Here is a 26,364-nt window from a genome sequence, read left to right as displayed (position 1 = left end):
CCGCCTAAAACCACGAGCGGAAGTGATTCTGGCCGGGTCGCCTCCCTCGGGGAAGCGGGAAACCTGTCCTCACCAAACGAAACCCAACACGAAAACCTCACCCGGTGTTCGTGAGCCCTCCGTCCAGAACGAGCGACTCCCCAGTGACGTAATCCGCGAGGTCGGACGCCAGGTAGAGTGCGCCATTGGCGACGTCCGTCGGCGTGCCGAATCGACGCGAGGGAATCATCTGCTCGTACATCTCCCCTTCTTCGGTTCCGACGATGGCAACGTCGTCGGTGGTCATCGTCGTCTCGATGACGCCGGGATGAATCGCGTTGACGCGGATGCCCTCCGGTCCGAGTTTGTCGGCGAGTGCGTACGTCATCAGTCGAACGGCTCCCTTCGAGGTACAGTAGGTGACGTACTCCCCGGTTCCCTCCAACCCGGCGACGCTGGAGAGGTTGATGATACTGCCGCCGCCGTTTGCAACCATCCGTTTGGCGGCGGCTTGCGCACCAAAGAACACTCCCTTGACGTTGACGTCCATCAGTTGGTCGTACTCCCGTTCGGACACGTCGAGAAAGTCCTCCCCCCGGAAAATCCCCGCGTTGTTGACCATGATGTCGATTCCACCGTACCGTTCCGCCGCTTCGACACTCGCCTCCAGGTCATCAGGCTCGGTGACATCGCAGTCGACGTACGTCGCTTCGGAATCCGTTTCCTCGGAAATCAATTCGTGCGTTGGCTTCCCGCCTTCGCGAGCGTCTTCACGAACGTCAGCGACGACGATATCGGCGCCCTCCTCGGCGAACGTTTTCGCAATCGTACGGCCGATACCACTCGACCCGCCGGTTATCACCGCTACCTTGTCAGACAGTAGTTCATCCATGATACCACCCCTCGCTAAACGGCAGCGAACAGAATATCAATTATTCAATGGTTCTGGATTCGTCCCGTCGTAATTATCGTCTGTATCGTCGTGCCGCAAGCTGCTTCCTTCCGTGTACCGAAATCGGCCGTTCGTCGGCACTTTGGACGGGGGAGTGGTGTCCGACTCGTCGTTCTTCGGTCGGACGAGCGACGAGACTCGAAAATCCGCTGACTCGACGCTCGCGGACGGAGTTTGCGTACCTCTGCTCATACTTTCTCACCAGTTCATCTGCTCATACTTGCTCCGCTGCTCATACTGCTCACGGAACGCGCACACTCGACACTCCGCCCTCTACGTCCGCGGCCGCTGTGCCGGTTTCGAAGAGAATGTTCCGTCAGCGCGGCATCCGCTAGCCGGTTTTACCCTGAAAACTAGAGCGGTTCGTCTTGATAGCTAGCGGGGTCCTGCTGGTCGTCGACGGCTTGCGTGAACAGGTCTTCGGACAGTTCGTCTTCCGTTTCGTGGCTCACCCCATGGGCCGACACTCCCAGCGAGAGGAGTTCTTCTATCGCCTGTTCTCGATTCAGGAAGTCACCTTGGTCGACAAGGCGGTCGATGTCGCTGTCGATACGGTCGGGCAGCGTCACCTCAAACGTGACCATACAAGCAATCACAACCGCGGACAAATTAATTCTCGGGTCGAATTCAACTCTCGCACGTTTCTCTAATTCCCCTTTCGTGAGAACGAAACGGTTCGGCGGGTTACGGCCACCTTCGACTCCGGAGAGTGCTCCTCGAATCCTCGAAAACGGTTTGCGTGTGTTCGTACTACGTGTGCTATGGCGACTCCGTGGGAACGTTGGCATCACGTGACCAAGGTCGACCCCGACAAATCACTTCGTGACGGGGATACCTACGCCGCCATCGCCGACACGGGGACCGATGCCATCGTCGTCGGCGGCACTACGAACGTCACCGAATCGAACGTCCGGTCGGTTCTCGACGCGCTCTCGTCCGCCGACGTTCCGGTATTCGTAGAACCGACCTATCTGCCGACCGTGCCCCCGAACGACGCCTTTTCCGGCTATCTGATACCCATCGTCCTGAACGCGGGCGACACGACGTGGATAACGGGAGCGCACCACGAGTGGATTCGGTCGTCCGCGCGTATCGATTGGGAGCGCACGTACACCGAGGCGTACATCGTCCTAAATCCCGAGTCCGCGGTTGCGACGTATACCCGAGCGAATTGTGACCTCGATATCGCCGACATCGCCGCCTACGCCCGCCTCGCCGAGCACGTCCTCAACCAGGATATCGTCTATCTCGAATTTTCCGGGACGCTCGGCGACCCGACCGCCGTCGCTGCGGCGCGAGATGCGCTCACGGCCGCGAGTCTCTTCTACGGTGGCGGCATCCACGACTACGACTCGGCGTACGAGATGGCGCGCGTGGCTGATTCCGTCGTCGTCGGTGATTTACTGCACGACGCCGGTCTCGAAGCGGTCGAGACCACGGTTCGCGGTGTCCGTGATGCAAACCGAACGTAACGACGGCGCGACGAACGGCGCTCGCTCGTGTTCAGACGCCGAGGCGGAGTAACTGGCCCTGACTCACGATATCCGGCACGCGGCATCGAAAAAGCCGTGTCCATTATATAACGTGCCCCGATATGTATTGTCAATGGTACCGTCGTCTCCGACCATCGGGTTCCTGCACTCCGACGATCTCTCCTTCGAACAGCGGACGGCGTTCGACTGGGTGACCACCGAGTTGGGAACCGTCGAACGCGTTTCGTTCGCCGATTTGCGTGCGGGCGGCGATTTTAACGCCTACGACGTTCTCTGGTGGCACCGTGACACTCCCCTGGACCCGTCAGCTATCGCCGAGTTCGCCGACGCGTTCGCCGACTATTTCGAGCGCGGTGGCACTCTCCTGGTAACCCTCCACGCGCTGACCGCGGTCGAACCCCTCGACATCGATTCGGTCCCCCCGGATGCCGTCGGCACCGAACCGGTCGAAACGGCCGTTGGGCCGCTATGGAAGTCCCAGTATGCCGACCATCCCGCCGTCGCGGCCTTCGACGACATCCGATTCCATACCCGTGGCGACGGCGGTACGCAGCCGTATGCGCGGTACGTCGACGTCCTCCCGGAACGCGCGGACGTGCTCGCTGGAACGTACCGGGGGGACATCGACCATCCAAACGAGGTGTCCGTCGTCCAGTGGAAACCCGGCGACGGCACCGTCCTCGGCGTCGGCGCGAACGTCGAGTTCGACGCACCCGGCGCGGATGGCGGCCGCGAGACGCTCCTCGCGGGCTGTCTGCGTTTCCTCGGTTCGGGTGCCGAGGACGGACTCGTCGGCCGCCCGAAGGCCACCGCCGACCTCGCCGCGATGCGCACGGCCTTCCGCGGCGACCACGACCGCCCGCGCTATCACTTCGCACCGCCCGCGAACTGGTTGAACGACCCGAACGGTCTCGTTCAGTGGAACGGCACCTATCACGCCTTCTATCAGTACAATCCGGGCGGCCCCTACCACAACACCATCCACTGGGGGCACGCGACGAGCGACGACCTCCTCCACTGGGAAGACCACCCGGTCGCGCTCACGCCCGACCTCGACGGCCCGGACCGCGACGGCTGTTGGTCGGGTTGTACGGTCGACGACGACGGCACCGCTCGAATCCTCTACACGGGCGGCCGCGGGAGTCGCCAGCTCCCGTGTCTCGCAACTGCCACTGACGATAGCCTCGACGTCTGGGCGAAAGAACCCGCCAACCCCGTCGTGACGGACACGCCAGTCGAACTCGACATCCTCTCGACCGACCACTGGGAGGCGGAGTTCCGCGACCACTGCGTCTGGCGCGAAAACGGCTCGTGGTATCAGCTCATCGGCTCCAGCATCGAGGGCGTCGGCGGGACGGTGCTCCGCTATCGGTCGGACGACCTTCGGGACTGGACCTACCTCGGGCCACTGCTCACGGGCAATTGGGAGGGCGCTGGCCACATGTGGGAGTGTCCCGAACTCCTCGACCTCGGCGAGAAGTCCCTCCTCCACGTCTCGAACTACGAGAGCGTGCTGTACTTCCTCGGGGATGTCCGCGACGGGCGCTTCGAGCGCGAGGAGTTCGGCCACCTCGATTACGGCGACTTTTACGCGCCACAGACGCTCCACGACGCTTCGGGGCGTCCGCTCACGTTCGGGTGGCTGAAGGAAGCGCGCAGCGAGCGCGCACAGTGGGACGCCGGATGGTCGGGCGCGCTCTCGCTCCCCCGCGTCCTCAGCGTCGAGGACGGCGAACTCCGCCAGCGGCCCGCGGCCGAGGTCACGTCACTTCGGGGCGGTCACCACGGGTTCGAGTCGTTCGGGCTCTCGGACGGCCAGCGCGAAGTCCTCCAGACCCGCGGACGGTCGCTCGAACTCTCGCTCTCCCTCGACCTCGGGACCGCCGACGAGGTGGGCGTCGTCCTCCGCGAGACCGTGGACGGCGAGGAACGGACGCCGCTCCACGTTCGTCGGGACGAACTCATCCTCGAACGGTCGACGTCGAGCCTCCACCCGGAAACGGCGGACGACCCGATACGGATGCCGCTCGACGGCGACGACCGAATCGACCTTCGAGTGTTCGTCGATGGGTCCATCGTCGAAGTGTTCGCAAACGAGCGGCGCTGTCTCACGGGGCGAATCTACCCGACCCGCGCGGACGCCGACGGCGTTTCGCTCTACGCCGCGGGCGGGGACGCCCGTATCGTCTCCCTCGACGCGTGGGAACTCGACGTTTCCGCCACCCCGTCCGTGGACGTCGGTTCGACGGCCGAGGTGGGCGACGACTGATTCAGTAGTCGCCGCCGTCGCTGTCTTCGTCTCCGTCGTCCGTCGCCCGGTAGCGAACGCGGTCGGGTGCGGCCAGCGACTCGCGTTCGAGCGGAATCCGTCCGTAGCCGAGTTCGCCCCAGATGCGGGTTCGATCCCCCGCGACCTGCAGGCGGAGCGTCGGCGCGTACGTCCCGCCGAAGCGACGGAATTGCTCCGCCTCCGGGAGGAAGGCGACGTCGTCGAGCGAGAGTCCGTTGAGGTCGAAGTAGTTGAAAAAGGACGTGACGAGGATTTCGTCGCCGTGCCCGAACGCCAGCCACGAGTACGCCTGAAACGGGGCGTTCTCGGGATTTGCGACGACCAGACCCGTCTCGTTCAACGGTTCGTAGGGACCGAAAAGGGAGTCCGCGACGAAGCCATAGAGCGCGTCGAACCCGCTACAACCGGGCGCGAACGTGTGCTGGTGGCTCGGCGTGAAAAGGTAGTAGCGCCCGTTACGGACGACGACGTGCGGCCGTTCGAGTTCCTGATTGACGCGCTCGGCGTCGAGGAGCGGGTCGAGGACCGCCCAGTCCGCCGGGTCGCCCGTCTCGGAGTACGCGATGCCGATACAGCCGTTGTACGTCCGCTCGGGGTCGGGGTCGTCGATGGGCGTGTTCCCCTCGAAGAGGAGGTACGTCTCCTCCGTTTCGGGGTCCTCGAAGAACCACGGGTCGCGGAACGTGTATATCGGCCCGTCCTGTCGCATCGACTGCTCCTGCGTCTGATAGCGCTCGCCGTCCGGTTCCAAAAGCACCGAGTGGTCCCACGGGCCGTCGATACGAAGGCCGTCTCCGTCCGTCGAGACGGTACCGCCCGCGCCGACGCATATCCGCTGTTCGTAGGTGAGTTCTGGTTCGTCACGGTGGCCCGCGGCGGTGTAGTAGGCGTACACGGTGCCGTCGTCGAGGAGGGCGGACCCCGCCCACTGACGGGAACCGAACGCCTCGCCCTCGGGGAAGACCGGCCCGCCGTAGGTCCACTCCCGCCCGTCCGTCGAGTAGAAGTACCGGATACGCGCTTCGTCGTGGCGTTTCCCGGGCAGAAGGGACGACGACGCGGAGAGCGAGAACGCGATTCGATAGCCGTCAACTTCGGCGATGGATCCGTCGCGTTCGCGGAGAAACCAGGTGTCCCAAAGGTGATACTCGTCGCTGATCCGCCGCTCGGGGGGATAGATTATCGGTGCGGTGGTGTCGGGAGTCCGGCGGAGTCGAGAAGCGTGGTCGCGCGTCCACTTGGAGCGCGGTATCCGTTGTTCGTGGCGGCGAGACATACTCACCTCCAGTTTTCGCGTAGACGACTAAAGTTTCACTCCTCTCTGTCCGCAATTGTACCCTCCCCCGACAAGCACGCCTTTGGAACGGGTTCGGCCGACGCATCCACCGAGAGCGGCGAACCTCGGGGCGCGTCCCGCTCCCCGCTCTCGGCCCTCAGTACCCGTGCTCGGACGTATCGGTGCCCCCGGTGAACGCGTTTCGAACGGTGGCGACCGTACGTCCGGTGAGCCGACGGACGTTCTCGCGGCGGCGGACGAACAGCCAGCCGCCGAGTAGCACGTAGACGACGGTGTAGGCGTGCAGCAAGGTGAGGCTCAACGAGGCGGCCGTCGGTTCCGAGACGAGTTGGAGCACGCCGAACTCCAACACCACCTGTGAGGCGAACAGCACGAACAGCGTGAGCGCCTCGCGGACGTCTATCTCGAAGTTCACGAGGACGCCGAGCGCGAAGAAACTCTGTGCGGCGGTGATCCATATCTCCGCCGCCTGCTTCTCGTCGAACGCGAGCGTGCCGACTGTCCCCGAAGCGATACTGTAGACGACGGCGAGCGTGCCGATGAGCAGCGTCCACTGGTTCAGCTTCGAGGAGATGAGCGCGTTGAACCCCGCCGTCGAACGGGCCTTGTTCACCAGATAGAGGACGACGATTAGCTCGGGCGATTCGGAGGCCAGCGGTGCAATCCACTGGATCATGAAGAACTCCGGGATACCGAACGACGTTCCGAGCGTCTCCAACCCGTGGGCGAACGGGTGGACCGCCTCGAAGATCATGTACCCGGAGTACGCGAAGAGGCCGAACACGGTCGCGACCCGACCCCACTTCGAGAACGACTGAAGATAAGCGGGAACGCCGACGTGGGCGGTGTCTTCCTCGACGTCGTTCCTGATGATGACGCCGATGTAAAGCACGTACAGGCCGACCAGAATCAGCGTGTCACCGATACCGATTCCGCTTCCGAGCGGGATGAAAAACGCGTACAACGTCGCCGCGAGTAGGAACGTTATTTCGAGTGAGATGTTGCGATCTATTTTGACGGCATCGGTGAGCGACCCCGGCCGCTGGACGACCGACGAGTCACCGGAGCGTGTTGCGCGGTAGATGGTGTAGAGCGCGATTCCGGACCATCCGAGACCGATGAGAATGCGGTTCGCGCCGGTCATGTTGGCGACGGCGAGGTTCGCGTCGTGACAGGCTTGTGCGAGCGTTCCTGGCTCGGCGGTGGCTATCGCGCTCCCAGAAAGCTGACTGCAGGCCTGTGCCGTCGCCCCGTTCGCCCCCGCGTTCCACGCGTAGTAGGCGTCGACGGCGTACTCGGGCGCGACGGCGAGAATCGCCAAAATCGCGATTGCGAACGCCCGCGGAACGTCCTTCTCCGCCGTTTCGGCACCCCACGCCAGCATGAACGAAGCGCCGACGATGGCGAGACCGGTCATCCCGACGACAATGATGGTCGAAAGACCGGATACCTCCTGAATGATACCCGTGAAGAGCCACGGCAGAGTCAGGGCGAACACGGCGCTGATCGCGAGAAGCGGCTGTTTCTTCATACTGTCTGTAATTCCACCCGTGGTCTAAAAACACGTGATAACTCCAATGACGCCGATTTGTGGCGATAGAAGCGCTGAAACGACGATACACTCGTTTTCGGGGTTACATCCGAATTCGAGCGATAGAAGTCTTCTAGGCGGCCATAACGGGGGATACAGGGATATCACGCGGTGAGCGGTCCGTTCGCCGTCGCCTTCAGTTCCGGCCTCCCCGTAACGGATGTCGTCTAAATTTCACGTGTCTGAAACGGTCGGCGACGTGACCATCAGTTTCGCAGGAAGGCGACCCTTTTTATTGGTGGTCGAACATACGCCGGATATGCCAAGCGAACCCCAATTCGAGGTGTACGAGGACAGCGCGGGCGAGTGGCGCTGGCGCCTCGTCGTCGCGAACCGGAACATCATCGCGGACAGCGGCGAGGGATACTCGTCGAAACAGGGTGCCAAGCGGGGTATCGAGAGCGTCAAAAACAACGCGCCCGTGGCGCGGGTCGTGGAAAAGTAACGTCCGACTTCGAGCCGTAAGTCCCGTGCTCGGGCGGGGTTTCCATGTATCCCTCGCCGCTAACGGTCGCGCGTTGGGACCGTTCGCAACGAGTGAGAATTCCAACAACTGTTATCGCCATCGCTAGCCGACTACTAGTGAGCGTGAGCCACAATGACCCTATCCGGAGCCCCATCGTGGGCACGGCGGCGGAAGGCGGCCTTGGATTCGATACCACCGGTCGAACGGACGGTTGAGGACGGAACTCTCCGCGTCACGCGACGGTTTCGCGGCCTCACGATCGAACAGGCCATGGGATATCTCGAACATCTCGGCGGCGAACGGCGTGGCGAGACCGAAATCGAGGGGGACGGATGGCAGGCTCGCCTCTCGGCTCGGCGGGTTCCCGTGGGACCGTCGTACCGACTGACGGAAGTGACGATCACGTGGACCGGACGGGAGGACGTTCTCGAACCCATCATCCTCCAGTTTCGCCTCAAGGCGTTCCGCGCGCCGGGCTGAGCGGTCCGCCCGGTGGTCCCCCACCGGTTCGGGTTCCGTGACTCCGGCGGATTCGGGGACTGCGTTCGACTACTGAACCAACACCCTCATTCGAACACTCGCACAACACCTACCCAATGCGCCGCCGAACGTTCCTCCGAACTGGCACGGCACTTGCAGGGGGGTCCCTCCTCACCGGCTGTCTGGACTCGCTCGGATTCGAAAAACGATCCGCGTGGCGTGACCCGCCGAGAGTGAAAAACCGTCCCGCCGCGGTCTATCATCCCGCGTACATGGAGGGAATGAAGATGTACGGGATGGGAACGGATGGGGACCTCCGCTTCGCGCTAATGTACTCGTACCCGCATCGGTTCTGGAACGTCACCGGCCAATCGAACTCCAAGGTCGTCGTGCAACCGGACGACACGCTCCACATGATGGTCTCCACGTGGGACGCGAAAACGGAGACGACCATCCCGGCGGACGTTCAACTCACCATCGAAAAAGGCGGGAAGACGGTCGATAAACGGGCCCCGTGGCCGATGCTTTCGCAGAATATGGGGTTTCACTACGGGGACAACGTTTCACTCGACGGCGACGGCTCGTACAGCGCGACTGTCAGGGTCGGGTCGGTCGGCGTGCGCCGAACCGGGTCGCTCGCGTCCCGACTGTCGGACGGCGCGTCGGCGACCATCGATTTCGAATTCGACACGGACCAGATATACGACGTCGAGTATCGGGAGTTCGGCGAAAAGCAGGGGAGCCGCGATGCCCTCGACCCGATGTCGATGACGGTCCCGGTCGGTCGAGCGCCCGCACCGGCATCGCTGCCGGGAACGCTCGTCGGGACGAAATCGTCCGGCGACGCGAAGTTCGTCGTGACCGTCATCGAGGGGGAGAATCGCTTCGCCGACGACGGGAAATCGTATCTCGCGGTGTCGCCGAGAACGCCGTACAACCGCATCGTGTTACCGCGGATGTCCCTCTCGATGGAACTCCTGCGAAACGGGACGACGGTATCGAAGGGGACGCTCACCCCCGCCCTCGACGCGGCCCTCGATACCCACTACGGTGCTCCCGTCGGGGACGTGCGGTCCGGCGACACGCTTCGAATCTCGGTCGATTCGCCGCCGCAACTCGCCCGGCACGACGGGTACGAGACGGCGTTCATGGAAATGCCGCCGATGGAGTTCACGGTCTGATCACGACACGAACGCCGGACTCGCCGTCGGAAGCGAGACGAGCCACAGGCTGATAATCGTGTAGCCGATCATCACGAGGATGAACGGGTACTGGCTCCGAATCGCTTGCAGTCGGCTCGGAAACGTCGCGTACGCCTGCGAGTGGGCGACCCAGACGGCGAGCAGGTGACCGACGAGGACGAACCCGATGACGAGGCCGCCGAACCACTCCGGGAGGGTCAGGACGACCGGGTTCGCCGGGGGAGAGAGCGGCGAGACGACCGCGGGGACGAGCGACGGGAGGAGCGAGACGAAGAACCCGAAGTAGTGTGCGAGGTGGTAGCCGACGGCGATGGCGAGCAGCGGCGGTGCGAAGCGGAGGGCGATGGTCCGGGGCGGAAGGTAGGTCTCCCCCGTCCGTCGGGTGACGCGGGATGCGAACCGGAAGGCACCGAGGAAGAGGGCGTACCCGAGAACGAAGAGCAGCGCGTAGACCACGAGCGGGGGAACGCCCGCATCGGCGACGGCGGTGACGAACGACACGCCGGTCGACGTCGTGACGAACCCGCTGAACGTGAGTTCCCAGATGAGCGCGACGACGAAGGCGATGTCGGCGGTGGTCGCGACGGCCCCGGACTCGCGGAGGTCGAATCCGGGCGGGCGGAGCGTCACGCCGTCCGCGGACCAGCGGAGCGGGGCGACCTGCCCGTAGAAGTGGAACGTGACCGACACCGGGTCGGCGTTCGAAAACCACGACTCGGGCGTGTAGACGACCGCCCCGACGAGCGTGATGACTGTGTACGCGCAAATCGCCGTTGCGAGCATGGCCGGAACCTTGTTGACCGGCATGACCGTTTCGAGCCACACCAGAAGCAACAGCCCGCCGACCGCGGGCCACCGGCCGACGCGGGACGGATACGCACGACCGAGCGTGGGGAGTCGTCGCGCTATCGTCCGCCACGGGTTCAGCGCGGGCCACACGTTCCCGACGAGATAGACGACCATCGTCAGCCCCGCGCGGACGCCCCCGAACACGAGGATGATGGCGACGTTCACGGTCGGGATTTGCGGCCCGACGAAGCCGCGATAGATGACGATTGCGAGCCCCGCGACGCCGAGGAGTTGTGCGAGATAGAGCGCGCCTCGCCGAATCGGGACCCACATCGGGACGGATTTTTGCCAGTCGTGCATCGACCGGATGAACGAACGGTCGGTGACGACGCTCGCCAAGATGGCCGACGCACCGATCACCGCACCACCGGTCGCCAAGTACAACCACTGTGGCACCGCAATCGTCCGACTCGACGCGTCCGAAAGCGCGACCGCCGCGTTGCTCGCGGCAACCTCGTCGATGACCGCGATACTCAGGAGAAACCCGAGCACGGCGATTACGAGCGACCGGGAGAGCGCGTCGCGGGGAACGTCACTGGAGGACATCGAATAGAGGAGGTTCGGAACCGTCGCTGTTGTAGTTGTCGGATGCGGAGCACGGGTGACGCTCGCGGGACACATCCGTCCCCCGTCGCGATTGCCGACATCAAAACCCTCTCCCCGGTCCGTCGCAAATATTTCCGGACGACCTGAATGAAACGTCTTCGAACCCTCCAAGAGTCCCCCGCAACGACCGTCATCTTCGCGAGCACCCTCGTCGCGGTGATGGGCGTCTCGCTCATCAGCCCCGCCCTCCCCGCCGTGCAGGACGCGTGGAACATCACGGAGGCACAGGCGAGTCTGTTGCTCTCCGCGTTCACCCTTCCGGGGGTGTTTTTGACCGTCCCGATAGGGATGGTCGCGGACCGAATCGGTCGCAAACGAATCCTCATCCCGTCGCTCGTCGTCTTCGGTCTCAGCGGCTCCGCTATCGTCCTGCTCTCGAACTTCGAGGCCATACTCGCCCTCCGAGCCATCCAAGGCGCCGCCAGCAGCGCCATCGCGACGCTCACGGTCACGCTGCTCGGCGACCTCTTCACGGGTGAGAAACGCCGAACGCTGATCGGGATGAACGCGGCGATTCTCGCGGTCGGTGCCGCGGGGTATCCGCTCCTCGGCGGGGGACTGGCGACCCTCTCGTGGATGGCACCGTTCGTCTGCTTCCTCCTCGGCGTCGTCGTCGCACTCCCCGGCATCGTCTTTCTCGAAGAACCGTCCGATACCGGGACGGACGCCGATACCAGCATCCACGACTTCGTGACCGGTCCGACGTCGATGCGGCCCTATCTGGTCCTCTACACCGCGATATTCGGCATCTTCCTCCTCCTCTACGGTGCCCAACTCACGGTCGTGCCGTTCATCCTCGCCAACTCCTACCAGTACTCGTCGGGTGTCATTGGCCTCCTCCTCGGCTTACCCGCCGTGATGATGGGCCTGACGGCCATGCAGGGCGACCGGTTGCTCCGGTCGTTTTCGAGTTTCCAGTCCATCGCGCTCGGCTTCACGAGTTACGGCATCGGCCTCGTCATGGTGTCCGTCGCGGATTCGGTCTACGTCGTCGCCGGAGCGCTCTTGCTGTTCGGCTTGGGGCAAGGACTCGCCGAACCGATAACGGACACCGCGCTGAACGAACTCGCGCCCGACGAGTTTCGGGGAAGCATCATGAGCATTCGGACCAGCGTCCTCCGCCTCGGAACCACCGTCGGTCCGCCGCTGTTCGTCGGGGTCGCCACGCTCGTCGGATATACGCGAACGCTGCTCGTCGGTGGATTCGCCGCTCTCCTCGTCGGTCTCGGATGGCTGGTGGTCCGAAGCACACGGACGCGACCGGTCGCGCTTTCCGAACGGTGACATCCTCCCCGCCGTAAACGGCGGGGCTTCCCGTTCCGCGTTGGGATATTTACGGTTTGCAGATGCTCGCTTGTTCAGCGAACATCCCCTGTCCACAACTCGGGTCGCGTTCTCCACGACGGAACAGGTTGACTACAGGACGTGCCACACGCCCGCTACTCCTATCCGCGGAGGGATTCAGAGTTACCTTTTCTGCTTGGTCTAACCGACGCCGAATGTTCTCCGCGCCATTTGAGTCGGCATTCATCACGGCGTCACACCCACGACAGACGTACAAGCCGCGCTCTACGCGATTCGCCTTGCGCTTCTGCCCACACCACGAACACGTCTTCGATGTGTCTCGCTCGCTCACCGTGACCACGGTGATGCCTTCGGCTTTCGCCTTGTACGTGAGCAGGTTCGTGAAGCGGTCGAACGCCCACCTGTGCAAGCCTTCGTTGCCACGGTCGCCCCAGTTTTGAGCCTCGACAGTTTCGTCATCTTCACGGATACCTTCGAGGTCGCCGACAGCAACCGTTCCGACATCCCGTTCGACACACTCTGTGACGATGTGTCTGGTGACGGCGTGCATGTAGTGCGACCGCCGTTCGGAACGCTTCCGTCGGAGTCGGAGTGCCTTGTTTGACCGAGAGGAGTTGCACTTCGCTATCTCCTTGGCGAAGTATCGCTCGTCGGTCTTGAGGGCATTCCCCGGATACAACTCGTGATCGCCCGTGGAATACGCGATGGCGGCGAAGTTCGAGATACCAAGGTCAATACCAACGGTTTCGTCTCCGGGAGACTCGGCCTCGATTTCGTGTTTGCACACGATGTGGAGTTCCCATTCGTCACCGTTCCAGACGGCGCGCACTTGGCGGACATTCTCGACGACGACATCTGGTCGGGTTTCGATATCGCAGAGGATGAAGTCAGACCAGTGGTTTTTGAGGTTTCGGCCTTTGGAGAGGCGAATCCAGTTGTTGTGAGAATCGTGTTTGAAGCCGTCTTCTTTGAACGTGACCGTGGAACGTGGGTGGTCGCCGTTGTGTTTACGGTACTTCGGTGGGTTCGCACGGTCGTCCCCGTTTCGGCGCTTGGCATACCAACCACGGAACGCTTCAGCGAGTTCTTCGATGACTCGCTGACTCGACTGAGAATTGAGGTCGGCGTAGCGTTCGTGGTTTTTCAGGTATGCTTTGAGCGGGCCATCCTCGGGGATTGTCCCTGTTTCGCTCCAGATGCGCTCTATCGTCCATCGTGCAATGTTCCAGAGTTTTGAGGCGGCGAACCCGAGCGAGTCCAAGTCACCCTTCACCTGTTGCTGGTTCCGTATGGAGGCAACGTAAGTGCGAGTGACCTGAATCGCCATACATAGGCTATGTAGAGAATATTACTTAATTGTCTGGGTTGGCGTGGAATATCCGGGCTGCCATCGGCGGTAGGTTGCGTAGGAAGTGTAGGATTCACTCCCGCCGTAAACGACGGGATTCTCTCCTCGCAGAAAGATAGGTGACGCTAGCTGGTTCCTTTTCTGGTGGTAGAAACGCGGCGGAAGCGACCCGCGACGAACTCCCCGGAATCTCGGGGCTCCGTGGCTACTGTAGCTGCATTTGTCCGGCGTGTTCGATTGCGACGTCGGCAATCTCGTCGATACTGGCGTTCGAGCGGTCCGCGAGTACTCGAAGCAACATCCCCAATTGGGCGACGGTCATCTCCTGTAGCTCCTCGTTTCCGTCGGTGTCGTTCCCGAAGAAGTACTGCTGTTCGCCGTTCTCGTGAACGAGACCGACGTAGACCGAGGCGAGTTCGTCTTCGGTAACCGCTTTCGCCGCTCGTTCCTGCAACTCCTCGAACTGAGGGTTTTCCATCGTCCGAAGGACGTCCCGACCGTCCGTTAAACTACTGCCACGAAGTGTCACTCGGTTTTTACACCCCAACACCGTTATCGCCTGGACTTCCGATATCGTCCGCGTCCAGTTCGGCCCCCCGTCACTCCGAGCGCCATCAGTCCTCACCGTCCTCGCGTCGCTTACGATAGTCCGGCAACGAGTCGTCCTGCATGACGACGGTGCGACCGCCGTCCGCCACGAGGGATGCGCCCGTCACGAACGCGGCGTCTGAACTCGCGAGGAAGGAAACCACACCGGCGATGTCCTCCGGGGTGCCGATGCGCCCGACGGGGTGGATGGATTCGAGATGGTCGCGGTACTCCTCGTCTAACTCCTCCATCGTGCGGCCGATGGCGACCCATCCCGGGTTGACGGTGTTGACGCGAACGTCGGGACCGAAATCGAGCGCCATCGAACGCGTCATCCCGTCGATACCCGCTTTCACCGCGTTGTACGGGAACATCGCAGGCATCGTCAGTCGCGCGTGATTCGAGGAGACGTTGACGATGCTCCCTTCGTCCATGTGTTCGCGGGCGTGTTTTGCACAGAGCCAGTACGAGCGGAAATCCGTCTCCACGACGAACGCCCAGTCGTCCATCGTCGCCTCGTCCGCCGCGGTGTTCGTCTCGACGCCCGCGTTGTTCACCAGCACGTCGAGACCGCCATACTTCTCCGCGGTGGCCTCGACGAGCGCTGCGATGTCGTCGGGGTCGCGCATGTCCGCGCGAACGAACGTCGCGGTCCCGCCCGCCGCGTCGATTGCCGCAACGGTTTCCTCGCCGTCCGCTCGGGTTCGGCCGGTGACGACGACGTTCGCGCCCTCGCGGGCGAACCGTTTTGCGATTTCCTCGCCGATACCGCGGGTCGACCCAGTGACGAGTGCCGTCTCGCCCTCGAAACGGCGGATGCCCTCGACGGGGGGTGACTCCGGCATCGTCACCACTCCGCGACGCTGCCGTCCTCGTGTCGCCAGACGGGATTGTGCCAATCGACGTTCCCCGCCTTCGCTCGGACGTGCTCTTCGTCGATGTCGATGCCGAGTCCCGGCCCGTCCGGGAGGTCCACGTACCCGTCGCGGTACTCGAACACGGAGGCGTCGGCGAGGTAGTCGAGCACGTCGCTCGTCTCGTTGTAGTGGATGTCGAGGCTCTGCTCTTGGATGAGGGCGTTCGGCGAGACGGCGTCCACTTGAATGCACGACGCCAGCGCGATCGGCCCGAGCGGGCAGTGTGGGGCCATCGCTACGTCGTACGCTTCGGCCATGTCGGCGATCTTTTTCACCTCGGTGATTCCGCCCGCGTGGCTCAAATCCGGCTGGATGACGTCCACGCTCCCGTTCCGGAAGACCTCCTTGAAATCCCACCGACTGAACATGCGTTCGCCGGTGGCGATGGGGATGGTCGTGTGGCGCGCGATTTCGGGTAAGACGTCGTTGTGCTCCGGGAGAACCGGTTCCTCGATGAACATCGGTTCGTGGGGTTCGAGCGCCTTCGCCAGCCGCTTCGCCATCGGTTTCGAGACGCGGCCGTGGAAGTCGACGCCGATGTCCACCTCGTCCCCGACGGCGTCACGGACGGCCGCCAAACGGGCGACGGCCTCGTCGATGGCCGCTGGCGAATCCACGCGCCGCAGTTCCGCCGTGGCGTTCATCTTCAGCGCGGTGAATCCGGCGTCCACCTTCTCGCGGGCGGCATCCGCCACTCGGTTCGGGCGGTCGCCGCCGACCCACTGATAGACGCGGATGCGGTCGCGGGTCGTCCCTCCGAGCAAGTCGTACACGGGCGCGCCGAACCGCTTGCCCTTGATGTCCCAGAGCGCTTGGTCGATGCCCGCGATGGCCGACATGAGGACGGGACCGCCGCGGTAGAAGCCGCCGCGATACATCGTCTGCCAGTGGTCCTCTATCGAATCGGGCGATTTCCCGAGGAGATAGGTGTCGAGCAGTTCTTCGACCGCGGTACGGACGGTGTGCGCCCGCCCCTCGACCACCGGTTCGCCCCAGCCGACCACCCCGTCGCTCGTCTCCACCCTGAGGAACAACCACCGTGGCGGTACCTCGTAGAGTTCGTAGTCGACGATTCGGCCGCTCATGCCGACTCCTCGTCCCGTCGCCCGTAGTCGCCGACCGTGGCGTACCGGACGTTCTCGGTCCCCGTCGAGTCGAGGGTGGGAGCCCCGGACCCCGCGAGAAGATTCGGGTTGCACGTTCCGTTCAGCACGTTTCGCCGTTTCACACCGAGTTTACTCTTCGTCATCGCTTACAATACCATAGACCAGAAACTAGAGAAACTTAGTTATTTGGGCAAAAAGGAAAATAGGTGTTGATTTTTATCCTATATGTGGAATACAACGACGAATCTAAATAAAAAATACGCTGTCGGGTTAGAGTACTATCTCGGGTGGCGTTCATCGACGGTGAACGAGCTACATCGATTGCTGGTGTGCCATCTCCGACGCTACCGGTGAATTCGTTGGTATCGACCGGTTTCAGCTGAATCCGTGACGCCGTTCTCTCACCGACTACCGACGCGCATCTGTTCACCATCGATGAACGATTTTTTGTGCCCGTACCGACATCCACTACCATGCCGAAATATCCGGTCGGTGCCACCGCGACGACGTTCGAAATCATCGACTCCCTGGCGACGCTCGAACGGGCCGGTGTCACCCAACTCGCCGACCGACTCGGACACTCGAAAGGCAGCGTTCACAACCATCTTGCCACCCTCGAACGACTCGGGTACGTCATCAACGAGGACGGACGATACCGACTCAGCCTGCGCTTCCTCGAACTCGGAACGGGCGTCCGGGACACCGACTCGCTGTACCGCGTCGCCCGGCCGGAGATAGACCGCCTCGCGGACGCCAGCGGTGAGACGGCGAGTCTCGTCATCGAAGAGAACGGCGACGCCGTTTTCGTGTACAGAGCGGGCGACGACGCCGGTTTCGCGCTCCGTGACGGGAGTCGGGTTCCCCTGCACGCTTGCGCCGCGGGAAAGGCCATCCTCGCCCATCGTCCGCCCGCGAGTCTCGATTCGCTCCTCGACGGGGACACGCCGACACCGACGGACCGGACGATAACGTCGCGCGCGTCGCTGATTCGGGAACTACGGACCGTCCGCGACCACGGACTCGCGTTCGACCGGGGTGAACTCGACCCCGACCGGCGCGCCGTCGCGGCGGCGATTCCGTCCGACGACGGCCGTGCCGTCGGTGCCGTTACTGTTTCCGGTACCGCTCCCGGAATGAGCGGCAAACGCCTCGAAGAGGACATGCCGGGCCTCGTTCTCGGCGCGACAAACAGGATTACGGTCGAATACCAAACACGCGAATAAAATCGTTTGCTCACGGTGAATCTCGGCATACGTGGCGATTCTATGCGCTCTGTCGTGGTGTCACGGGACTTCGATAACCGTCGTCCGAATCAGCGGGCAAATGTGTTCACCATCGGTGAACGGCCTTCCGTCGGCACCCGGGCCGGATACGTGTCGAATCGTCAGTTCGATTCCCGGCGGAGTGCGCTCGAATCCTTCCGCTCTCTCGATTTCTCATCGCGTCGCGGTTACCGTGGGATACCACTTTACGTGTGTCCTTCGTTGATATACACCATGGAAACTCGACCGCTCGGAGAAACTGGCCACGAGAGTTCGATTCTCACGTTCGGCACCATCGCTCTCGACTTCCTCGACCAACCGGAAGCGAATCGGATGGTCGAGGACGTCCTCGATGCTGGCGTCAACCACTTCGACGTCGCGCCGACGTACGGCGACGCCGAGTTGAAACTCGCGCCGAAGCTCGCCGAACACCGCGATGAGATATTCTTGGGCTGTAAAACCCAAGAGCGCACCTACTACGGCGCGTGGGGCGAACTCCACCGCTCGCTCGACCGACTCGACACCGACTACATCGACCTGTATCAGTTCCACGCGCTCACCCGGTACGACGAACTCGACACCGTTACCGGCGACTACAGTCCCGAGATGGCCCAAGGCCACGACGAGGGGGCGCTCGCTGCGTTCAAGGAGGCGAAAGAGGAGGGAATCATCGGTCACATCGGTCTCACGAGCCACGGCGACCCGAGCGTGATTCGGACCGCGATAAAACGAATTCCCGAACTGGAGACGGTGATGTTCCCGCTCAACTACACGCTCGACGCGAAGGAAGGCCCGGAGTACGATTATCGGTCGGTGTTGGACCTCGCCCAGGAACGCGGCCTCGGAACGCTGTGTATCAAAGCCTTCGCCGAGGAACCGTGGCCGGAGGACCTCCCCAGAGACGAACGACCGTACGAAACGTGGTACCGACCGTACGACACTCCCGACGAAATCGAAACGTGTCTGCGCTACGCGCTCTCGCAAGGGATGACCTCGATACCGAGCGCGGGAGACCCGCAACTCGTCCCGATGATAGTGGACGCCGCACGGGATTTCGAGGAGATGGACGCCGCCGAACAGGAACGGCTTCGTGACGCCGCACGGGACGCCGACTCTCCCGTTCCGACTCCGTGAAAGCGGTCGCCTTCCGGGTCGGACGTCCTCGGTATCGACACCGGCCAGCCGTGAGCGTCGGCCAACGGTCGTCTACCGCGGAAAATGGGAACAGTTATATCCCCGTCCTTCAAGGCTCTGCCAATGCCTGCTGCGCGTTGTAACCACTGCGGCTTACAGATGATTTCGTCTTCGTACCCGAAGGCGATGAAGTGGTATCACGACCATCTCCGTGAGAACCATCCGAAGGTCTGGCTCCACGCCTAAATACGAGGTCTGCGTACGAACGGCCGTCCGATTCGGGAAGAAACGTCTTCTCCGCCCGGCGAACGCACTGTCGAAGGAGTGTCGATAGCGTCTGCCCGCAACGGTCGGTGCACCGTCCCGCTCATTCCGACGAACGTGCGTTCGAGGAGCGTCCCTTTCGCATTTCATTGACGGCGACGAGTACGTACAGCAACCCGACGATGCGAGTCCAGGGGTACACCCACGGTTTCCACTCGCACTCGGCCGCATCGACGTACACGAGTTCGGACCCGTAGTCGACGTAGGCGCGCGGGTACAACAGTGCTAGAACGCCGATGACACCCAGGAACCGCTTGAGTCGCGAATACGAGGCGTCGCTTCGCCACACGAGCGTTACGAAGGTGAGTCCCTCGACCCGTGCAATCGGAACGATCCACGACTGCAACTCACAGTCGTCCGGGTTGTCGAGCGCGAGTCGCTCGGCGCGTTCGATGAGCGCCTCCGGTGAGAGAAGTTCGATGAGGCCGATTACCGAGAGTATCGTGCGGAACATGCGCGTACGAGTTGGACGCCCAACATGATGAATCCCGCTCCTCGATTCGAAATCAGTCCCCGAAGAACGGTATCGACCAGAGGGTGTCGTCTCTTCGTCTCCGAATCCGATTCGCCAGACGCTCACGCTTCGCTCTCGGATTCAGCACGTGCGTCGGGTTCGTCGAGTCGCGTCGAACACCACTGGCAGAACTCCAACTCCGGTTCGGCCGACCGGCCACAGTGCGGACAGACCCGCTCTGTCCCTGATTCGACGTCGGACGGCGAGTTGGACCCCGCTCTGTGTGCGAGCAAGTAGGCGTCCGCGATGCTGATAGAGGTCACGGCGAAGATGGGAACGAGTTCCGCGGTCGGAAGCTGCGCACCCGTTGCGAGCGCCTGCAACGTCACTTCGGGCGTCACGAAGGTCGCTACTCCGAGGTCGACCGAAAGCCATGCGACCGCTCGTCGCCACCGGCCCAGATACGCGTGTCCCAATCCGGTCACGACCACGCCGAGGACGACCGCTAACCACGGCCGCTTCTGTGAGTGGCCATACCCCATGCGCTTACTGAATGATTAGTCAGTATTGAGTCTTTTGTTTGAATCCGCTGTTTCCCTCGCTCTCGACCTCGAATTCGGATTACGGTTCGCCGTCGGACTGCCGGTTCGTACCCATCGGTCGGTGCTCGATTCGGTCGATGGTCGCCCGCCAGTAGCGTTCGTCGTCGTCCGGTCGTCCCCAACCGACCTCGGCTTCGACCGGAATCCGACGCCCGTTGCGGTCCCGGTAGTCCCGGAAGTGGCCCGTCCACGATTCGTAACGCTCGTCCTCCATGCGGTAGCGCTCCGCGGTGACGCGTTCGATTTCGTCGTGCTCGTTGAAATGAAAGACGACCGAAGCGGACGCGTCCCGGTGTTCGAGCGTCGCCCTCGCGGACCGGTCGTCGATGGCCTCCCATTCGACGCCCTGCGCGGGGAGGAGCGCGGTCGGATACCAGACGGCTTCGGCGAGATAGCGAAGGAGTTCCCCTTCGTTCATCTCGGGTGACGGACCGGCGCTCGCGACCGGAACCGCCCCGAGCAGCCACGCACGGAGCACCCCGTCGCCGCCCTCGTAACAGTCGAGGACGCGCGCGGGAACCCGCGGCAGGACGTCGATGCTCGCGTCCCAAACGAACCCCGGCGGCCGCGTGGTGACGTACTGGTCCGCGACGAGCGGCCGCCACTCGGAGTCCGGCCCGCCGAGGCGGAACTCCCCGCGTTGGTGCAGTCGGACGACCTGTACGTGTGGCTGGCCGTCGTCCAAGACGTGGGTGAAATACCGTCGGACGGGAGCGGGCAGCTCCTCGATGTCGTCCCGCGAGAACTCCCCGTCCCGCGGTTCGCTGTCCGACAGGAGTTCGTCGACGTGCGTTTCGATTTCGTCTTCGGTGCGACGGTTACCGAGCGCGACGGCGGCGATGGCGACGGTTATCGCCGATAGAGCGAACGCGGTGACCGCGCCGAGGCGGACTCGAATACGGTTCGACACGGACCCGTCGTCTCTACCCGGATTGCGCTGTCGAGTGCGGATGTCTGGGAAAACCACGTTTTCAAGACTCACAACGGCGTCGGGGTACGTAGGTGTACCTCCGAAACGGCCATGAACCACCACGAATTTCTGGACGTCGCCACGGTGACAGCGAGCGGACTAGTGCTTCGGGATGCGGCGTTCTTCGCGCGGAGCCTCGACGGCCCACGACTGGACGGGACGGTTGTCGAAACTCGATTGACCCTCGACGAGGTGGAGACGAGCGGCCACCGCGAGGTGACGGTCGCCACGCCCGCCGGTGGGTTCCGCGGTGCGTATTGCGTCTGGCAGTGGTACGGCGACGACGCGCCGACACTCATCTTCCACCACGGGAGCGGGGAGGACCCGTTCGATTTCGGCCGATTCAGCTCCAACTCGGCTCGGCGACTGTTCGCAGCCGAGGATTGGAGCGTCCCGGTGAACGTGATACTCGTCCGGGCACCGTTCCACGACCGGTCGAGTTTCGGCTACGCCCGTGCGATGGGCGCGCTTTCGAACTTCGTCGGGATGTGTGCCGCCTCGACAGCGATGGTCGAGGCGCTGACAGCGGCGGTGCGCGAGCGGGGTTCACCCGCCGTTACCGTCTCGGGCATCAGCCTCGGCGGCTGGGTGACGAACCTCCACCGGTCGTTTCACGGGACGGCCGACCGATACGCCCCCATCTTCGCGGGGGCCGCTCTCGGTGAGATGTTCGCCACGTCCGCCTATCGACGAATGACGGCGGCGCGGGCGCGAATCGACCCCGACCGCCTCCGAGACGTGCTCGATTTCGAGCGGGCGTTTCGAGCGGCCACCGCCGACTGTCGCCCTCTACTCGCCCGCTACGACAGGATAATCGAACTCGATGCGCAACGCTCCGGCTACGACGGTATCCCCCTCACCGTCATCGAAACCGGACACGTCACCGGGTCGCTCGCCGCGTCCGCCCTCAGGGAACACGTGCGAACGGCGCTCGACCGACCGGCCGCCCGTGAGTGACCGTCCCGCCGCGGTCCGTGGGTCGGGAATTCGCCCCGTCAAATACACTGGGGAATTTATACTTTTTCGGAACCATTTGCAACCATGGGTGGGACGGAAAGCCGATTGAACCGGTCTAATTCCGACGAGATGAGGTTGTCGAGAGCGGGTGCCGCCATGTTCCTCGCCGGGGGGATTTCGTTCATGGGCATCATCACGGGGGAGGCCCTCTATCCGGACTACTCGACCAGACAGGACATCAGCGACCTCGGCTCCACGCAACCGCCGAACCCTATCATCCACGAGCCGTCGGCGACCCTCTTCAACAGTACGATGCTCGTGACGGGTGCACTGCTTCTCGTCGCCGCCTACTTCCTCCACCGGTCAACGGGACGGCGCGTCCTCACGATACCCCTCGCCGTGTTCGGGTTCGGGGTATTCGGCGTCGGCGTGTTCCCCGGTAACGTCGTTCCGTGGCACGGCCTCTTCGCCCTGCTCACGTTCTTCAGCGGCGGCATCACCGTCGTCCTCTCCTCTCGCGTCGTCACGCGCCCGTTCAAGTACTTCTGTCTGCTGTTCGGCGTGATATCGCTGGCGACGCTAGTGAGCGTGTTCGTTCTGCAGGAAGCGAATCCGCTGAACGTCCTCGGGTCCGGCGGCGTCGAACGGTGGGTGGCGTACCCGCTGTTGCTCTGGGTCACCGGGTTCGGCGGATATCTGCTTGGCGACCCCGACATCGGTTCGTGAACCCCGCCTCGACCCAAACATCCAACTATCCGTCCCTCGTCTCTGCGCGAAGATGCCGCTATTTCGACGAACCGTCTCCGAGTTACGGTTCCCCCGCGAACCGACCGTCCGCTTCGTCATCGACCGATGAGTTCCCTCATGCCCCGCGAAACGACCCCGACTGAGTGGCACAGCGTTCCCGAAGAACGCGTCTTCGAGGCGCTCGATTCGGACGAAAGCGGGCTCTCGACCGACGAAGCGAGCGAGCGACTGTCGGAGTTCGGACCGAACCGGATTCGGGAGGACGAGGCCGTCTCGCCGTACGAACTCTTTCTCGCCCAGTTTCAGGACTTTCTCATCTACCTGTTGATACTCGCGGCGCTCCTTTCGATAGCCGTCGGACTCCTCCCCGGTGCCACCCCCAGATACGAGGAGGCCGGACTCATCCTCCTCATCCTGTTCGCAAACGGCGTTTTCGGGTTCTTCCAAGATTACCGCGCCGAGATGTCGATACAGGCCCTCCGGGAACTCTCCACGCCGAACTCGACCGTGCTCCGCGACGGCGAGAAGGTGACAATCGACGCCGAGGATGTCGTACCGGGGGATGTCGTCATCATCGAGCAGGGCGACGCCATCCCCGCGGACGCTCGACTCGTGGAGGTGACGGCGCTCGAGACCAACGAATCGGCCCTCACCGGGGAGAGCACCACCGTCGCGAAGGGGACGGACCCCGTTCCCTCGGAGACACCGTTGGCCGAGCGGGACGACATGGTGTTCATGAACACCACCGCCATCAAGGGGCGGGGGAGGGCCGTCGTCGTGGAGACAGGGATGAACACCCAAGTGGGTGACATCGCGACCGAAATACAGGAAGCCGAGACGCGGGAGACGCCGTTTCAGAAGGAGGTGGACGCGCTCGGAAAGCGTATCGGAATCGGAATCGTCGGACTGATACTCGTCATCGCGGTGGCGCAGTTCGTCTTCACCGCGGCGGGCTGGCTGTCGATTTTGCTGACCGGCATCACCCTGGCCGTCGCGGCGGTCCCCGAGGGGTTACCGGCGGTCGTGACGCTGACCCTCGCGATGGGGTCGCGCAAGATACTCAACCGCGACGCGCTGGTTCGGCGACTCCCCGTGGTCGAAAGCCTCGGGTCGGTCGACGTCATCGTGAGCGACAAGACGGGGACGCTCACCGAGAATCAGATGACGGTCAAGCGGGTGTACACCGCGGGAACGAACGGAACCGTCACGGGAACCGGCCTCTCGACGGCGGGCGAGTTTCGTCACGACGCCGACGACGCCGACCGCGAACGACTGGTCCCGCTCCTGACCTGCGGGGCCTACTGCAACGACGCCGAACGAGCGCCTGATTCCGCCGACGACCCGTACTACGGGGACCCGACCGAAATCGCCCTGCTGGTGTCGGCCGCGAAGGCGGGCATCGACCCCGAGCACGAACGACTGCGCGAGATTCCGTTCTCCTCGGAACGCAAACGGATGACCGTCATCGCCCGTGAATCTCCCTCGACGCTCTCGGATACGGACGGGTTCGATGCCGCCACGCCAACGGCCTACATGAAGGGTGCCCCGGAGGTCGTTCTCGACCGGTGTACCCGCGTTCTGGAGGACGACGGCGTTCGGGAACTCACGGCGGCGAAACGGGAGGAAATCCTCGACCGCAACCGGGCGTTCGGTTCGGACGCGCTCCGGGTGCTCGGTTTCGCCGTTCGCCCGGTCGAGGACCCCGAGGACGACCCGGAACGCGTCGAGCGGGACATGATCTTCGTGGGACTGCAGGGGATGATAGACCCGCCACGGGCGGAGGTTTCGGAAGCCATCGAGGACTGTCGGAACGCCGGTATCCGGGTCGTCATGGCGACCGGGGACAACGTTCAGACGGCCGGTGCCATCGCCCAGACCATCGGCTTCGGCTCGGAGGAGGCCATGGACGGGACGACGGTCGATACGCTCTCGGACGAGGCCCTTCGAGAGGTCGTCGAGAACGTCGACGTCTTCGCCCGCGTCTCCCCGCACCACAAGGTTCGAATTCTGAAAGCGCTACAGGAGAACGGACACAACGTCGCGATGACGGGCGATGGAGTCAACGACGCGCCCGCGCTCCGCAACGCCGACGTCGGAATCGCGATGGGGACCCGCGGCACCGACGTCGCACAACAGGCCTCCGATATGGTTCTTCAGGACGACAACTTCGTCACCATCCGTGACGCCATCGCGGAGGGCCGCGCCATCTTCGACAATATCCGAAAGTTCGTGAATCTGCTGCTGTCGGCCAACGCCGGGGAAGTGCTTACCGTCTTCCTCGGCGTTCTCGTCGGGAGCTTCTTCTTCCCGGGGCTGTTCGCGTCGGAATCGGACGCCCTCATCCTGACGCCCGTGATGCTCCTGTGGATCAACGTCGTGACCGACGGCCTTCCGGCGCTCGCGCTCGGCACCGACCCCAAGGCATCTAACGTCCTCGAACGTCCACCGCGAGGTGGTGACGAGTCGGTCATCGACCGACGAATGATCGTTTCGATACTCACCATCGGACTCACGATGACGGTCGTCGGACTGGGACTCTTCTTCTACGGACTGCAGGCCGTTCGCGACATCACGACGGCACAGACGCTCCTGTTCACGTTCATCGTCACCATCGAAATGATAGTCATCCAGGTCATCCGGTCGCGGTTCGACCAACCGCTCCTCTCGAATCGGTGGTTGATAGCCGCCGTCGCCGTGTCGTTCGGCCTCCAACTGGTCGTCCTGTACACGTCGCTGCACACTCTGTTCGACGTGCGTTCCATCTCCGTCGGGGGGTGGGAACTGATAGCGCTCGGGTCGGTCGTATTCCTCCTCGTTACCGGCCTCGTCGAGCGCGCCGTCGATTGACCCGTCGGTATCGCTATTGCGTGCGGACTCGTACCATGAATATGACGAAGCGAATCCTCGTCCCCATCGACGGGTCGCCGCTCTCGTCGAAGGCGCTCGAAGTGGCGCTGTCCGACTACCCGGACGCCGACGTGACGGTCCTGCACGTCATGGACCCCATCGGGTCCGGATTCAACATCGTCGAGGTGATGCGACCGAAGTTCCGGGACGGTGCCCCGCCGGGGTCCGTCTCGATAGAGTACTGGAACGAGTGGTACGAGTCGGCCCGAGCAAAGGCGACGAAGCTATTCGATAAGGCACAGGAAATCGCGGACGAATTCGACGTCACGCTACGAACCGAGACCGAGTTCGGCGAACCGAAACACGTCGTCGTCGAGTACGCCGAGGAGCACGATACGGACCGCATCGTTCTCGGGAGCCACGGCCGGGCGGGTGCCACCCGGCTCGTCCTCGGAAGCGTCGCCGAGACGGTCACCCGCCGGGCATCGATGCCCGTCCTCGTCGTGAAGTAGCCGCGATATCCGTCAATAGCTCCGCTATCCGTCACTCGAAACCCCTCTGCCAATCGCTCGATACCCCGCTATCCGTCGCTCGATAC

General features: G+C 63.2%; 26 protein-coding genes. 13 read left to right on the top strand and 13 right to left on the bottom strand.

Going from position 1 to position 26,364, the window contains the following annotated elements; all coding sequences use genetic code 11:
* Positions 1–97 precede the first annotated feature (97 nt).
* Positions 98–871, bottom strand: coding sequence for an SDR family oxidoreductase (locus tag OPC11_RS13565; RefSeq protein ID WP_264782245.1), 774 nt, complete (start codon positions 869–871; stop codon positions 98–100).
* Positions 872–1,284: 413 nt separating this feature from the next.
* Positions 1,285–1,515 carry a ribbon-helix-helix domain-containing protein gene (locus tag OPC11_RS13560; protein WP_007981005.1) on the bottom strand — a complete coding sequence of 77 codons (231 nt, stop codon included), beginning with the start codon at positions 1,513–1,515 and terminating at the stop codon, positions 1,285–1,287.
* Between the two features lie 177 nt (positions 1,516–1,692).
* Here OPC11_RS13560 and OPC11_RS13555 point away from each other — a divergent pair, with 177 nt between their 5' ends.
* Positions 1,693–2,403 (top strand): phosphoglycerol geranylgeranyltransferase, encoded by a 711-nt coding sequence (locus OPC11_RS13555; RefSeq protein WP_264782244.1) that lies wholly within the window; start codon positions 1,693–1,695, stop codon positions 2,401–2,403.
* Between the two features lie 133 nt (positions 2,404–2,536).
* Positions 2,537–4,693, top strand: coding sequence for a GH32 C-terminal domain-containing protein (locus OPC11_RS13550; protein ID WP_264782243.1), 2,157 nt, complete (start codon positions 2,537–2,539; stop codon positions 4,691–4,693).
* A 1-nt stretch (position 4,694) separates the two neighbouring features.
* Here OPC11_RS13550 and OPC11_RS13545 read toward each other — a convergent pair whose 3' ends face one another.
* Both OPC11_RS13545 and OPC11_RS13540 read right to left on the bottom strand, forming a co-directional pair.
* The gene (locus tag OPC11_RS13545; RefSeq protein WP_264782242.1) at positions 4,695–5,990 is read right to left on the bottom strand and encodes a glycoside hydrolase family 68 protein; all 1,296 of its coding nucleotides are present in this window, start codon (positions 5,988–5,990) and stop codon (positions 4,695–4,697) included.
* Between the two features lie 157 nt (positions 5,991–6,147).
* Positions 6,148–7,542 (bottom strand): sodium:calcium antiporter, encoded by a 1,395-nt coding sequence (locus OPC11_RS13540; protein ID WP_264782241.1) that lies wholly within the window; start codon positions 7,540–7,542, stop codon positions 6,148–6,150.
* Between the two features lie 319 nt (positions 7,543–7,861).
* On the opposite strand from OPC11_RS13540, the gene OPC11_RS13535 reads away from it, so the two are divergent.
* The 3 genes from OPC11_RS13535 (at position 7,862) to OPC11_RS13525 (ending at position 9,729) form a co-directional block, all read left to right on the top strand.
* Positions 7,862–8,047 carry an HVO_2922 family protein gene (locus OPC11_RS13535; protein ID WP_007980995.1) on the top strand — a complete coding sequence of 62 codons (186 nt, stop codon included), beginning with the start codon at positions 7,862–7,864 and terminating at the stop codon, positions 8,045–8,047.
* A 153-nt stretch (positions 8,048–8,200) separates the two neighbouring features.
* The gene (locus OPC11_RS13530; protein WP_232423854.1) at positions 8,201–8,548 is read left to right on the top strand and encodes a hypothetical protein; all 348 of its coding nucleotides are present in this window, start codon (positions 8,201–8,203) and stop codon (positions 8,546–8,548) included.
* A gap of 116 nt (positions 8,549–8,664) precedes the next feature.
* Positions 8,665–9,729, top strand: coding sequence for an iron transporter (locus tag OPC11_RS13525; RefSeq protein ID WP_007980991.1), 1,065 nt, complete (start codon positions 8,665–8,667; stop codon positions 9,727–9,729).
* Here the strand turns inward: OPC11_RS13525 and OPC11_RS13520 are convergent, their stop codons facing one another.
* Complete coding sequence (locus OPC11_RS13520; RefSeq protein ID WP_264782240.1) at positions 9,730–11,145, bottom strand: hypothetical protein; 1,416 nt, start codon at positions 11,143–11,145, stop codon at positions 9,730–9,732.
* 147 nt (positions 11,146–11,292) lie between these two features.
* On the opposite strand from OPC11_RS13520, the gene OPC11_RS13515 reads away from it, so the two are divergent.
* A complete protein-coding gene (locus OPC11_RS13515; RefSeq protein WP_264782239.1) occupies positions 11,293–12,489 on the top strand; it encodes an MFS transporter in 1,197 nt (398 codons plus the stop codon).
* Between the two features lie 49 nt (positions 12,490–12,538).
* On the opposite strand, the gene OPC11_RS13510 is transcribed toward OPC11_RS13515, so the two are convergent.
* The 5 genes from OPC11_RS13510 to OPC11_RS13490 all read right to left on the bottom strand — a co-directional run bounded on the left by OPC11_RS13510 (position 12,539) and on the right by OPC11_RS13490 (position 16,591).
* Positions 12,539–13,837: a transposase gene (locus tag OPC11_RS13510; protein ID WP_264782238.1), complete on the bottom strand. Its 1,299-nt coding sequence runs from the start codon at positions 13,835–13,837 to the stop codon at positions 12,539–12,541.
* Between the two features lie 226 nt (positions 13,838–14,063).
* Entirely contained in the window at positions 14,064–14,336 is a 273-nt protein-coding gene (locus tag OPC11_RS13505) for a hypothetical protein (RefSeq protein ID WP_007980987.1), read from the bottom strand.
* 136 nt (positions 14,337–14,472) lie between these two features.
* Positions 14,473–15,291: an SDR family oxidoreductase gene (locus OPC11_RS13500; RefSeq protein ID WP_026177922.1), complete on the bottom strand. Its 819-nt coding sequence runs from the start codon at positions 15,289–15,291 to the stop codon at positions 14,473–14,475.
* Positions 15,292–15,293: 2 nt separating this feature from the next.
* Positions 15,294–16,448 carry a galactonate dehydratase gene (gene dgoD, locus OPC11_RS13495; protein ID WP_264782237.1) on the bottom strand — a complete coding sequence of 385 codons (1,155 nt, stop codon included), beginning with the start codon at positions 16,446–16,448 and terminating at the stop codon, positions 15,294–15,296.
* Positions 16,445–16,591, bottom strand: coding sequence for a hypothetical protein (locus OPC11_RS13490; RefSeq protein WP_018129025.1), 147 nt, complete (start codon positions 16,589–16,591; stop codon positions 16,445–16,447). Before OPC11_RS13490 ends, dgoD begins: the two co-directional genes overlap by 4 nt.
* A 351-nt stretch (positions 16,592–16,942) precedes the next feature.
* Here OPC11_RS13490 and OPC11_RS13485 point away from each other — a divergent pair, with 351 nt between their 5' ends.
* The 3 genes from OPC11_RS13485 (at position 16,943) to OPC11_RS13475 (ending at position 19,111) form a co-directional block, all read left to right on the top strand.
* Positions 16,943–17,692 carry an IclR family transcriptional regulator gene (locus OPC11_RS13485; RefSeq protein WP_264782236.1) on the top strand — a complete coding sequence of 250 codons (750 nt, stop codon included), beginning with the start codon at positions 16,943–16,945 and terminating at the stop codon, positions 17,690–17,692.
* A gap of 273 nt (positions 17,693–17,965) precedes the next feature.
* Positions 17,966–18,865 carry an aldo/keto reductase gene (locus OPC11_RS13480; protein ID WP_264782235.1) on the top strand — a complete coding sequence of 300 codons (900 nt, stop codon included), beginning with the start codon at positions 17,966–17,968 and terminating at the stop codon, positions 18,863–18,865.
* Between the two features lie 123 nt (positions 18,866–18,988).
* Positions 18,989–19,111, top strand: coding sequence for a hypothetical protein (locus OPC11_RS13475; protein ID WP_264782234.1), 123 nt, complete (start codon positions 18,989–18,991; stop codon positions 19,109–19,111).
* A gap of 121 nt (positions 19,112–19,232) precedes the next feature.
* On the opposite strand, the gene OPC11_RS13470 is transcribed toward OPC11_RS13475, so the two are convergent.
* The 3 genes from OPC11_RS13470 to OPC11_RS13460 form a co-directional block, all read right to left on the bottom strand.
* Entirely contained in the window at positions 19,233–19,643 is a 411-nt protein-coding gene (locus OPC11_RS13470; protein WP_264782233.1) for a hypothetical protein, read from the bottom strand.
* Positions 19,644–19,765: 122 nt separating this feature from the next.
* Positions 19,766–20,185: a zinc ribbon domain-containing protein gene (locus OPC11_RS13465; protein WP_264782232.1), complete on the bottom strand. Its 420-nt coding sequence runs from the start codon at positions 20,183–20,185 to the stop codon at positions 19,766–19,768.
* A gap of 79 nt (positions 20,186–20,264) precedes the next feature.
* Positions 20,265–21,155 (bottom strand): DUF6544 family protein, encoded by an 891-nt coding sequence (locus tag OPC11_RS13460; RefSeq protein ID WP_264782231.1) that lies wholly within the window; start codon positions 21,153–21,155, stop codon positions 20,265–20,267.
* A 111-nt stretch (positions 21,156–21,266) separates the two neighbouring features.
* Here OPC11_RS13460 and OPC11_RS13455 point away from each other — a divergent pair, with 111 nt between their 5' ends.
* From OPC11_RS13455 to OPC11_RS13440, 4 genes are all read left to right on the top strand, one after another.
* Positions 21,267–22,172 carry a hypothetical protein gene (locus tag OPC11_RS13455; protein ID WP_264782230.1) on the top strand — a complete coding sequence of 302 codons (906 nt, stop codon included), beginning with the start codon at positions 21,267–21,269 and terminating at the stop codon, positions 22,170–22,172.
* A 129-nt stretch (positions 22,173–22,301) separates the two neighbouring features.
* On the top strand, positions 22,302–22,898 hold the full coding sequence (locus tag OPC11_RS13450; RefSeq protein WP_264782229.1) for a DUF998 domain-containing protein: 597 nt from the start codon (positions 22,302–22,304) through the stop codon (positions 22,896–22,898).
* 126 nt (positions 22,899–23,024) lie between these two features.
* Complete coding sequence (locus OPC11_RS13445) at positions 23,025–25,766, top strand: cation-transporting P-type ATPase (protein ID WP_264782228.1); 2,742 nt, start codon at positions 23,025–23,027, stop codon at positions 25,764–25,766.
* Positions 25,767–25,807: 41 nt separating this feature from the next.
* Positions 25,808–26,278: a universal stress protein gene (locus OPC11_RS13440; RefSeq protein WP_264782227.1), complete on the top strand. Its 471-nt coding sequence runs from the start codon at positions 25,808–25,810 to the stop codon at positions 26,276–26,278.
* Positions 26,279–26,364 lie beyond the last annotated feature (86 nt).

It is taken from the genome of Haladaptatus sp. T7 (genome assembly GCF_026008575.1).
GTDB classification, from domain to species: domain Archaea; phylum Halobacteriota; class Halobacteria; order Halobacteriales; family Haladaptataceae; genus Haladaptatus; species Haladaptatus paucihalophilus.
Note: the sequence above shows the minus strand (reverse complement) of the source record. Positions and strands in the feature narration are given on the sequence as shown.